The organism is Sphingopyxis sp. GW821-FHT12F08, from assembly GCF_058806755.1.
Window position 1 is genome coordinate 857030 of record NZ_JBXAQA010000001.1, and the last position, 10810, is coordinate 867839.

8 protein-coding genes are annotated in these 10810 nt (G+C 68.4%); 3 read left to right on the plus strand and 5 right to left on the minus strand.

What is annotated here, in order from left to right:
• Nucleotides 1–6 precede the first annotated feature (6 nt).
• The 5 genes from AC1RNQ_RS04180 to AC1RNQ_RS04200 are packed head-to-tail and all read right to left on the minus strand — an operon-like array spanning nt 7 to nt 6181.
• Complete coding sequence (locus AC1RNQ_RS04180; protein WP_493169168.1) at nt 7–1923, minus strand: sialate O-acetylesterase; 1917 nt, start codon at nt 1921–1923, stop codon at nt 7–9.
• Entirely contained in the window at nt 1920–2795 is an 876-nt protein-coding gene (locus tag AC1RNQ_RS04185) for an SMP-30/gluconolactonase/LRE family protein (protein ID WP_493169170.1), read from the minus strand. The genes AC1RNQ_RS04180 and AC1RNQ_RS04185 overlap by 4 nt, the downstream gene beginning before the upstream one ends.
• Entirely contained in the window at nt 2795–3583 is a 789-nt protein-coding gene (xylB, locus tag AC1RNQ_RS04190) for a D-xylose 1-dehydrogenase (RefSeq protein ID WP_493169172.1), read from the minus strand. The genes AC1RNQ_RS04185 and xylB overlap by 1 nt, the downstream gene beginning before the upstream one ends.
• A gap of 2 nt (nt 3584–3585) precedes the next feature.
• Nucleotides 3586–5025 carry an aldehyde dehydrogenase family protein gene (locus AC1RNQ_RS04195; protein WP_493169173.1) on the minus strand — a complete coding sequence of 480 codons (1440 nt, stop codon included), beginning with the start codon at nt 5023–5025 and terminating at the stop codon, nt 3586–3588.
• 16 nt (nt 5026–5041) lie between these two features.
• Nucleotides 5042–6181, minus strand: coding sequence for a fumarylacetoacetate hydrolase family protein (locus AC1RNQ_RS04200; RefSeq protein ID WP_493169174.1), 1140 nt, complete (start codon nt 6179–6181; stop codon nt 5042–5044).
• A gap of 139 nt (nt 6182–6320) precedes the next feature.
• Between AC1RNQ_RS04200 and AC1RNQ_RS04205 the strand changes: the two genes are divergently transcribed.
• From AC1RNQ_RS04205 to AC1RNQ_RS04215, 3 genes are read left to right on the plus strand one after another with little or no spacing between them, the layout of a single operon-like run.
• Nucleotides 6321–8015, plus strand: a complete 1695-nt coding sequence (locus AC1RNQ_RS04205; protein WP_493169176.1) for a glycoside hydrolase family 43 protein — start codon at nt 6321–6323, stop codon at nt 8013–8015.
• Nucleotides 8012–9523 (plus strand): tryptophan halogenase family protein, encoded by a 1512-nt coding sequence (locus AC1RNQ_RS04210; RefSeq protein ID WP_493169177.1) that lies wholly within the window; start codon nt 8012–8014, stop codon nt 9521–9523. The genes AC1RNQ_RS04205 and AC1RNQ_RS04210 overlap by 4 nt, the downstream gene beginning before the upstream one ends.
• The gene (locus AC1RNQ_RS04215) at nt 9520–10806 is read left to right on the plus strand and encodes a tryptophan 7-halogenase (protein WP_493169178.1); all 1287 of its coding nucleotides are present in this window, start codon (nt 9520–9522) and stop codon (nt 10804–10806) included. The genes AC1RNQ_RS04210 and AC1RNQ_RS04215 overlap by 4 nt, the downstream gene beginning before the upstream one ends.
• Nucleotides 10807–10810: the final 4 nt, after the last annotated feature.

The following is a 10810-nucleotide window of genomic DNA, read 5'->3' on the forward strand; positions in this document are numbered from 1 at the left end:
GGTGGACTAACGGATCGGAATCTCGAAGCTGCCGACCGGCAGGTTGGCGGCGTCGAACAGATTGACGACCGGGGTGTCCGCCCAGCCATAACGAACGCGCGTCGCAGCTTGCCCGTCGTCGGTGATCCGGACCGTTGCGCCGTCGGCGATGGCCGATGCAAAGCGGCAGCTACCCACCGCATCGCCGCACAGTTCGAACCCGATCGTCTGCGCGCTGCTCCAGCTCGCCAACGCGCCGGTCACGCCGTCGAAGCGCACGACGATCGCGCCGCCCTGCCGCGCCGCGCCCAGGACATGCGGGAACGGCTTGCGCTCGGCGGCGCGCGCAAGCCGGCGACCGAGTTCGATCTTGTTCGCGGGGTGGATGTCGAGCCGCTCGCCCAGATCGAGCGCGGGGATTAATGTCACCGCGGCAATCGAATCGGCAGCGCGGCGCTGTTCGTCGCGGAGCAGCGCCCAGCCGCTTTCGGACGGCTTGGTCGCCGGATCGCCGAAATTGGCGAGGCCGACGACGAGCAGCGGCAAATCCCCGCGACCGAACTGGCCGCGCCATCCGTCGATCAGCGCCGCAAGCCGGGCGTCATATCGGGGCATCCCGACATCGGCCTCACCCTGATACCAGGCGATGCCATCGAGGCGGATCGGGCCGAGCGGCGCGACCATCGCATTGTGGATGAGCCCGAGCCCGGCGATCTGATCCCACGGCGGCCGCGGCGCGCCGCCGGCCTGCGTCGTTGCGATGGCGTAGGACCAGCCGTCGCCGATCGGGATTTCGCCGCCATCGGCAAAGCTTAGCTCGAGCGCGTTGGCCGGCCCCTGGAAACCGCCATTACCCCAGCTGTCGCCGACCAGCACGACGATCTCGTTCTTGCCCGCGCGCCAGTGCCCGGCGGGAACGGCATAGTGCCGCGCATCGGACCAGCTGAACATGTTGGCGACCACCTTGCCATTGACGAAAGTCTGATCGCTGTCGTCGATTACGCCGAGCGAGAGCGTCGCGCCCTGCGCGGCCTGCTTGGCGGTCAGTGTGACGCTGCGCCGCGCCCAGACATAGCCGTTGAAGCTCCTGAAACCGGCCCGCTGCCACTCGTCCCAATAAGATATCGAGGGAAAGGGCGTCCATGTCAGGCGGTCGGGCTCGATCCACGGCTCGTTGCCCGGCGCATCGCCGCTCAATTTTCGCCACCAGTCGGCCCAGCGCGGGAAAAACGCCTGGTTCGCCGCGAGCGGATCGCGCCCGTAGAGCGCCAGCAGATCGGCCTCGCCCCGGCCGTAGATCGTCCTTGTCGCAGCGGGGGTGAGCCAGGCGCGGATCTGCGTGCCGCCCCAGGTCGCGTCGATCGCGCCGATCGCGACCCCGCGCGCCGCGCGCAGGTCGCGCGCCATATAATAGCAGGCGGCGGAGAAATCGGGGACGCTGTCGGCCGACGCCGGCAACCATGACGGCGCGACGGCGAAGCGGCGCTGCGGCCGCGTCGCGGTCGCTTTTTCGACCGTAAGCAGCCGCAGGCCGGGGTCGGCGAACCTTGCCGCCTGACTGTCGAAATCGAGCGCGCGGCGCACGGGCAATTCCATATTCGACTGGCCCGAACAGAGCCAGACGTCGCCGAGCATCACATCCTTCGCCGCCGCAACCACGCGGCCGTCAGCGCCGAGGACCGCCAGCTCATAAGGGCCGCCGGCGGGAAGCGCGGCGAAGCTGGCCTGCCAATATCCTTCGCCGTCCGCTGTCGCCATCGCATTCCTGCCGGCCAGCCGCACCGTCAGATTTTCGCCGGGCGCTGCGGTGCCGCCGACCAGGATCGGCTGGTCGCGCTGGATGACGGCATGGTCGGTGAACGTCGGGTCGAGCGCGACCTGCGCGAGCGCCGGCCCGGCCATCGCGGCGGCCGCCAGTAAAGTCAGCGCGCTCCGTGCGATCATCGCGCGCGCACCGGCGCCAGCGGGTGACCGCCGATTTCGGGCCGGAACGCAAACAGCGCGCCCGCGAGCGGCTGCGCCGCGCGCTCCTCCACCGACATTTCCTGATGCGCCGACGTCGCATAAAGCGTCGCGAGGTCGGCACCGCCAAAGGCGAGCTTGGTGATGTTCGCGGTCGGGAAATCGACCTTCCCGATCTCGTCCCCCGCAGGATTGAAACACCGCGCCGCCCAGCCCGCATAACAGCCGACCCAGACGTTACCCCCCGCGTCGGTGATCGATCCGTCGGGAAAGCCCATGTCGTCCGAAAAGGTCACGAACGGCCGGAGGCCATTCGGCGACCCGTCCGGTCCAATCGTCGCGGCCCAGATCTGCCGCGCGCCCGTGTCGGTGAAATAGATTGTCGCGCCGTCGGGCGAAATCGCCGGGCCGTTGGTGATCGCGAAGGGGCCGGGCCCCACCCGTTCGACAAGCTCTGCCGACAGCCGGTAGAAGGAACCCGTCGCCGCAATGCAAGCATTGTCCATCGAACCGAACCACACCGCGCCAGAGACGTCGGTGCAGGCATCGTTGAGACGGTTTCCGGGCAGGTCGAGCTCGACCGCAAGCCAGGCGAAAAATTCGCCGCGGTCGGGATCGAACCAGTGCAGCCCGTCCTGCAACCCGCACAGAAGCCGCCCGTCATCCGCGGGCAAGGCCCAGCCGATCTCGCCCGGCGCGCGCCATCGGGCGAGGTCGGGCGATGCGGGGTCGAAGCGAAACAGCAGATGCTGCTTGATGTCGACGAACCAAAGGCACTGGCGCGCCGCGTCCCAAACCGGCCCCTCGCCAAGCGAGGCCGAGGGAAAGGCAATGGGTTCGGGCGTCATCGCCATCAACGCCAGCCCGCGTCCACCCAATAGTCGTGCCCGGTGCACATGCGCGCGTCGTCGGAGGCGAGGAACAGCGCCATCGCCGCGATATCCGCCGGCTGCACGCGCGTCTTCAGGCATTGCGCGGCGATGATTTCGGCCTCGCCCTCGGGCGTGTACCATTTGGCCTGGCGCGGGGTTTCCACATTGCCGGGGATGATCGTGTTCACGCGGATATTGTCGCCGCCCAGCTCGCGCGCCATCGACCGCGTCATGCCCTCGATCGCCGCCTTGGCGGTCTGGTACAGCACCAGATCGGGCAGGGCGAGATGCCAGCTGATCGACCCGAAGTTGACGATCGATCCGCCGCCCGCCGCCTTCATGCCGGGGATGACCGCCTGCGCCGCGAAGAACAGATGACGCAGGTTGACCGCAATCCGCTCGTCCCAATAGGCCGGGGTAACGTTGCCGATCGCGTGGCGATCGTCGCTTGCCGCATTGTTGAGCAGAATATCGAAGTCGCCCATTTCGGCGGAAAGATTTGCGATATTCCGCCCCAGGCTGCCCAAGTCGGTGAGGTCGCAATGGGCGAAACGCGGCGCCACCGCACCGTCGCCCGACAACCGCCGGACCAGCGCCTCGCCGGCGGCGTCCTGCATGTCGAGGAACGCGACATGCGCGCCCTGTCCGGAGAAACCCGTCACCAGCGCCTCGCCGATTCCGCTCGCGCCACCGGTTACCAGCACGCGCTTGCCCGCCAGGCTGGGATATTTCGCTGCCGATTTCTGATCTTGTGTCGTTCGAGTCAGCACGCTCAATCCCCCGTGTAGACCGTCTTGATCTGGGTATAAAATTCGACCGCGGCAAAGCCCTGTTCGCGCGCACCATAGCTGGATTTGCGGGTTCCGCCGAACGGCACATGATAATCGACCCCCGCGGTCGGCAGATTGACCATCACCATCCCGGCGCGGACATGCTTGCGGAAATGGCGGACATGCTTCTGGCTGTTGGTGACGATGCCCGACGACAGCCCGAACTCGCCGGCATTGGCGAGATCGAGCGCGGCCTCATAATCCTTCGCGCGGACAGTCGAGACCACCGGGCCGAACACTTCCTCGTTGTTGATCCGCATGTCGGGATCGGTGTCGGCGATCAGCGTCGGCGCCATATAATAGCCCGGCGTATCCGCCTTCACCGCATCGCCTCCGACGACGCAGCGTCCGCCCTCGTCGACCGCGATCTTCGCGTAGCGCAGATTCTGTTCGAACTGCGCTTCGCTCGCGGCGGGTCCGACCTGCGTTTCGGGGTCGAGCGCGGCGCCGACGCGGAGGCCCCTGGCCCTGTCCGCCAGCGCGGCGACGAAACGGTCGTGGATCGCATCCTCGACGATCACCCGCGACGAGGCCGTGCAGCGCTGGCCGGTCTGGAAAAAACCGCCGTCGAGCGCGATCGCCACTGCCTTGTCGAGATCGGCATCGGCGAGGACGACGAGCGGGTTCTTGCCGCCCATCTCCAGCTGCACGCGTGCCTGCCGCGTCATCGCGGCCATGCCGACCTTGGCGCCAACGCCCTGCGAGCCGGTGAAGGACATGGCATCGACGCCGGGATGGTCGGCAATCGCCGCGCCGACCTGGCCCTGCCCCAGCACCATGTTGAAAACCCCGGGCGGTGCGCCGCATTCCATGATGATGTCGGCGAGCGCGCTTGCGGTCGCGGGGGTCACATTGGCGGGCTTCATCACCACCGCATTGCCGAAAGCGAGCGCCGGGGCGGATTTCCATGCGGGAATGGCGATCGGGAAATTCCAGGGTGTGATCAGCCCATAGACGCCGACCGCCTCGCGATAGGTCGCGACATCGAGCCCGGGCCGCGTCGATTCGAGCGTCTGGCCGTGGCGGCGCAGCGCCTCGCCGCCGAAATAGCGGAAGATCCGCGCGGCGCGCAGCACCTCGCCCATGCCCTCGGCGCGGGTCTTGCCCTCTTCGCGCGCGAGCAATTCGCCAAGCTCGGCGGCACGCGCCATGATCGTCGCCGCGACCTTGTCGAGCAGGTCGGCGCGCACTTCGGGCGAGGCATTGGCCCAGCCCGGCTGCGCGGCGCGCGCGGCGGCGACCGCCGCGTCGACCGCCCCCGCATCGCCGGCAGGGAACAGCGCCACCACCTCGTCGGTGTTCGACGGGTTCAGGCTTTCCAGCGCTGCACCGTCGGCGCCCACGCGCTCGCCGTTGATCAAATGCCCGAGTTTCAAAGTCATTGTTTGGACAGGTCCTTCAAATGCGATCGACGAGCCCACGGCTCGCGAGATTGCGGAAAAGTTCGGCGATACCCATCGTCCAGGGCGGCGCATCGCGCGATGTCGTGACGATATTCTCGAGCGTCCCCAGCCGCGCGGCCGAGATCGTCACCCGGTCGCCGAGCTTGTGCGTGAACCCGCCGCCAGGCACGTCGCGATCCTGCGTCGGCGCGAACAAGGTGCCGAGATAGAGCGCATAGCCGTCGGGATAATGATGCTCGCTACGCGCCTGCGCCGCGAGATCGAGCGGGTCGCGGCTGATCTGTCCCATCTGGTTCTGGCCCGTCAGCACATAGCCGTCGGCGCCCTCGATGCGCAGGTCGACCTCGGCGCCCCGGACATCATCGATGGTGAAGCCCTCGTCGAACAGGCGGATGAACGGCCCGAGCGCCGCCGAGGCATTATTGTCCTTCGCCTTGCCGAGCAGCAGCGCCGAGCGGCCCTCGAAATCGCGAAGATTGACGTCGTTGCCCAAGGTCGCGCCGACCGCGTCGCCCGCGCTGTCGATGATCAGCGCGATTTCGGGTTCGGGGTTGTTCCAGCTCGAATCGGAGCGCACCCCGATCGGCGCACCATGGCCGACCGACGACAGCACCGCCGATTTGGTGAACACCTCGGCATCGGGGCCGATCGCGACTTCCAGATATTGCGACCACATGCCCTCGGCGATCAGCGCCGCCTTGAGCGCCGCCGCCTCGGCCGAGCCCGGGACGACCGAGCGGATGCCCTGTCCGATATGCTGCTCGAGCCCGGCGCGGAGGCTCGCGGCCTGCGACGCATCGCCGCGCGCGCGTTCCTCGATCACGCGCTCGATGGCCGAGACGGCGAAGGTCACCCCCGCCGCCTTGATGCATTGCAGATCGATCGGGCTGAGCAGGGTCGCGCCGTCGGGCAGTGAAGGTGCGTCGAGGTCGAGGTCGGCGACGGCGATCCCGTGCTCCGGCAGCCATTGCCGCCGCGCAACCGCCGCCGATACCGTCGCGGCGCTCATCGTCAGATCATAGAGCGTGCCGCCGTCGATTAGCACCGGGGTCGGCCCGGCGCCAAAGTCCACGCGCCCGAGCAAGCGCGCGGAGCGCCAATCGGACGGCAAAACGGCCCCCAACGCAAAACCCATTGACCTGAAACCTCCCCACAGCCATTGTCGTGATAGCGCTACCATCACGCTCTAGGGGGTCGTGTCAAGGTTGGCGATCAGAAAATCATTCGCCGGGCGGGACAAGCGCCCGACCGGACGAATGGGCGGGAGATGCGAGTTGCGGGGTTGGCGCTATATTGCCTGGGCGGCATGGAGTCTGGCGGCCACGCCGGCCGCGGCGCAATCCGGCGCGCCGCCGGTCGCGACCTTCGACCATGTCGCATATTCCGGCACGCCGGATACCGAATCGGCAACCGCCGGACCCGGCGATTTCGCCAATCCGGTGCGGCCCGGTTTCCAGCCCGACCCGTCGATCGTCCGCGTCGGCGACGATTTTTATCTGGTCAATTCGACCTTCAGCTGGTTTCCCGGCCTGCCCGTCTATCACAGCCGCGACCTCGTCCACTGGCGCCAGATCGGCAACGCCATCGACCGCCCGGGTCAGCTGACGATCGGCAAGGTCGGGGTCACGCGCGGGCTGTTCGCGCCCGCGATCAGCCATCACGGCGGGCGCTTCTATATCGTGAACACCTGCATCGATTGCGGCGGCAATTTCATCATCTCCGCCGACGATCCGGCGGGCCCCTGGTCCGACCCGCGCTGGCTCGACTTCGGCGGCATCGACCCGTCGCTGTTCGTCGACGACGATGGCCGCGCGTGGATCGCCTATAATGATGCGCCGCCCGGACCGCCCGAATATGACGGCCACCGCGCGCTGTGGCTGCAGCAGATCGATCTGGCGGCGATGAAGATGGCGCCGACGCGCACCCTGCTCGTCGACAAGGGCGTTCATCCCGCCGACAAGCCCGTGTGGGCCGAAGGGCCGCATATCTACAAGGTGGGGCGCCATTATTATCTGACCGCGGCCGAAGGCGGCACTGCCGACCGGCACAGCCAGACGATCTACCGCGCCGACACAATCACCGGCCCCTATCGACCCGGCCCCAACAACCCGATTCTGACCCAGCGCGATCTGCCCGCAGGCCGCGCATGGCCGGTGCAGGCGACGGGCCACGCCGATTTCGTCCGGATCGCCGACGGCAGCTGGTGGGCGGTCTTTCTCGCGACGCGGCCCTATGCGGGACAGCAGACCAATTTGGGGCGCGAGACGTTCCTGTTGCCCGTACAATGGAAGGACGGTTGGCCGCTGATCCTGCCGTCGGGAACGGCGATCGCGCCGGCCGGCAAGCGCCCGGCCCTACCCGCCTTCGAAGGCGACACGCTCGACCATTGGCGCGACGAGTTCGACGATCCCCGCCTGGCGCTCGACTGGATGATGCTGCGCACCCCGCACGGTCGCGCCTGGTGGAACCTGACGGGCAGCAAGGGCGCGCTGCAACTGACCGCGCGTCCGGTGGCCGCGGGATCGCTCGGCCAGCCGAGCTTCGTCGGCAAGCGGCTGCGCCACCACCAGGCCGTTTTCGAAACCCGCGTCACCTTTGCGCCCACCGCAATGGGCGACCGCGCCGGGCTGCTCGCGCTCACCGACGAGGATCATTTCCTTTTCTTCGGCCGCGAGCGGCTGGCGGGGGGCGATGCGATCGTGCTGCGCCGTCGCGGCAGCGCGACCGAACCCGCCGACGGCGCGGTGGTCCATCAGACCCCGCTCGGCGACAAGGGTCCGACAGCGATCGATTTGCAGATCCGCTTGAACCGCGAAAAGGCCGCCCTGCGGTGGCGCGCTGCCGGGGCAGAGGATTGGCAGACGCTGACGGCCGATGTCGATGCCTCGGTGCTCGCCACCGTCGGCGCCGGGCTGTTCACCGGCGCGGTCGTCGGTCCCCACGCCGCGCGTGCAGACACCGCGCCTTGACCTCCCCCGAACCCGTCCGCGTCGTCATATTGGGCGGCGGCACCGCCGGCTGGATGACCGCCGCGGCGCTCGCCAGGCTGCTGCCCGGACAGGCCGATATCCATCTCGTCGAATCCGAGGAGATCGGCATCGTCGGGGTCGGCGAGGCGACGCTGCCGCATCTGCGCGAATTCATTCGCCGTCTCGGGCTCGACGAGATGGAATTCATGCGCCGGACGCGCGCGACCTTCAAACTGGGGATCGATTTTGTCGATTTTGGCGCGATCGGCGAGCGTTATCTCCATCCCTTCGGCGCCTATGGCACCGACATCGCCGGGGTCGGTTTCCACCATTATTGGCTGCGAATGAGGGCCGCGGGGCACGTCCCGCCGATCTGCGATTTTTCGCTCCCCATCGTCGCTTCGCGCGCCAGGCGCTTTGCGCCGATCCCCGACGACGGCGATTTCCTCGATAGCAGCTATAGCTACGCCTATCAGTTCGACGCCACGCGCATGGCGCCGATGCTGCGCGCTTTTGCCGAGGCGCATGGCGTGCGGCGCAGCGAAGGCAAGGTCGTGGCGGTCGAACGCGACGGCGAAACGGGCGACATCGCTGCGCTGCGTACCGATCGCGGCGATGTCGTCGCGGGCGATTTGTTCGTCGACTGCTCGGGCTTTCGCGCGCTGCTGATCGGCGAGACTCTGGGCTCGCCATGGGAGGATTGGTCGCACTGGTTGCCGTGCGACCGCGCCGCCGCATTGCCCTGCACCGCGCCGGAAGGTCCGATCGAACCCTATACGCGCGCGACCGCGATGTCCGCCGGCTGGCGCTGGCGCATCCCGCTCCAGCACCGGGTCGGCAATGGCTATGTCTATTCGAGCGCGCATCTGTCCGACGACGAGGCCTGCGGCGCGATCCTGGGCGCGGTCGAGGGCGAACCGCTCGCCGACCCGCGCGTGCTGCGCTTTCGCGCCGGACGGCGCACCCGAAGCTGGGACCGCAATGTCGTCGCGATCGGGCTGGCCAGCGGCTTCCTCGAACCGCTCGAATCGACGAGCATCCATCTGGTCCAGCAGGCGGTGACGCGGCTGGTCGAACTGTTCCCCGAACGCCGCATCGACCCCGCCGATCGCGATGCGTTCAACGCGCTGGTCGACCGCGAATATGATCGCATCCGCGATTTCCTGATCCTCCATTATCACGCGACGCGGCGCGACGATTCAGACTTCTGGAACCATGTCCGCACCATGGCGCTGCCCCCCGAACTCGAGCGCAAGATGGCGCTGTGGCGCGACACCGGGCGCGTCGAACTCTATACCGAGGGCCTGTTCCTCGAGGCGAGCTGGGTCGCGGTCTATCTGGGCCAGGGGGTGATGCCGCGCGGTTACGACCAGCGCGCCGACGTCCCGCCGCAGGACCGCATCGCGCAGTCGCTGGACGAACTCGGCGGCGCGATCCGCCAGCGCGTCGCGGCATGGCCCGATCATGCCGCCTATCTGCGGTCGTCCGGCGCGTGGGAGGCGGCGTGACCGGTTCGCCCGCCTTGACGCGCTCGGTGCTGGTCGTCGGCGACGGCATCGTCGGGCTCGCGGCCGCCATCGCGCTGCGCCGCGCGCTGCCCGGCGCCGATGTCGCGCTCGTCCAGTTGCCATCAGCGCCCGATGGCTGGATCGACCTGCTTGGCGCGGCGAGTCCCGTCATCCAAAAATTCCATCGCCAGATCGGCCTTGACCCCAGGCTTTTCATCCAGCGCGCGCGCGCTGAAGCGGTTCACCTGCGCCGCTATGGCGGCCCCGGCCGGCCCGAAATACGCGAGGCGTGTACTGCCGCCATCCCCTTTGTCGAAGGCGTCGCGCTGCACCAGCTCTGGCTCCGTCACCGCGGCGGCACCGGCGACGCGTCGCCCGACTTCGCCGCGATGCTGCTGGCGCTGCGCGATGCGCATGGCGACGAAGGGGGTTTCGGCGCCCGCTTCGATCCGGCCGCCTACGCCGCGCTGCTTGGCGACATGGCCGCGGCCTTGGGCGTCGTGCGGCACGAGAGCGAGGACATCGGGATAGAAACCGACGGCCATGCCATAGAACGCATCGTCACCGCAGCGGGCGGGACGCTGACCGCCGACCTTTACATCGATGCCGCCGGCCCGCGTTCGCGCCTGTTGACCGCGCTCGAAACGAGATGGCGCGACTGGTCTGCGACGGTCCCGCCGCGCACACTTGCCGTCACGGCAGAAGGCGACGGCGCGGCGGGCGAAGAGACGCTGACGGAGACACGCGACAGCCTGGGCTGGCAGACCCGGCTGTGGTGCGCGACGATCGCGCCGGGCGTCGATGGCCGCGCTTCGGGTCGCCTCGAGCAAAGCTGGCAGGCCAATGCCGTCGCGATCGGTGGGGCGGCCGTCCATGTGCCCGTCAGCGACGGCAACCTGCTCGGCGCCGCGTTGGAAGATATATTGCGCCTCGTCGCCCTGTTGCCGCGGCCGAACGGCCAAGCCCGCGACATCGGCGAATATGTCCGCCGTGCCGCCATCGCGCACGATGCGCTCGCCGACTGGAGCAGCCTGTGTTTCGGACCCGACGACACCCCGCGCCCCGACGGCCTTGCCGCAATCCTCGCCGCGTTCGACGCGCGCGGACGCGTCGCACCGCGCGAACTCGACCCGATCGCGCCGGGCCAGTGGCTCGCACGACTGATGGCGCTGCGGCCACCGCCGCGCCGCATCGACCCCACCGCGCTCGCGCTGCCCGAGGATATCGTCAGGACGACGATCACCCGGGCGGCCCAATCCGGCGCGCCGCACGCCCCCCGATGAAAGG

Bases quoted from the DNA above. Each gene is read 5' to 3' on its own strand.
- AC1RNQ_RS04180 (WP_493169168.1), bottom strand. From the start codon at position 1,923: ATGATCGCACGGAGCGCGCTGACTTTACTGGCGGCCGCCGCGATGGCC.
- AC1RNQ_RS04185 (WP_493169170.1), bottom strand. From the start codon at position 2,795: ATGGCGATGACGCCCGAACCCATTGCCTTTCCCTCGGCCTCGCTTGGC.
- AC1RNQ_RS04195 (WP_493169173.1), bottom strand. From the start codon at position 5,025: ATGACTTTGAAACTCGGGCATTTGATCAACGGCGAGCGCGTGGGCGCC.
- AC1RNQ_RS04200 (WP_493169174.1), bottom strand. From the start codon at position 6,181: ATGGGTTTTGCGTTGGGGGCCGTTTTGCCGTCCGATTGGCGCTCCGCG.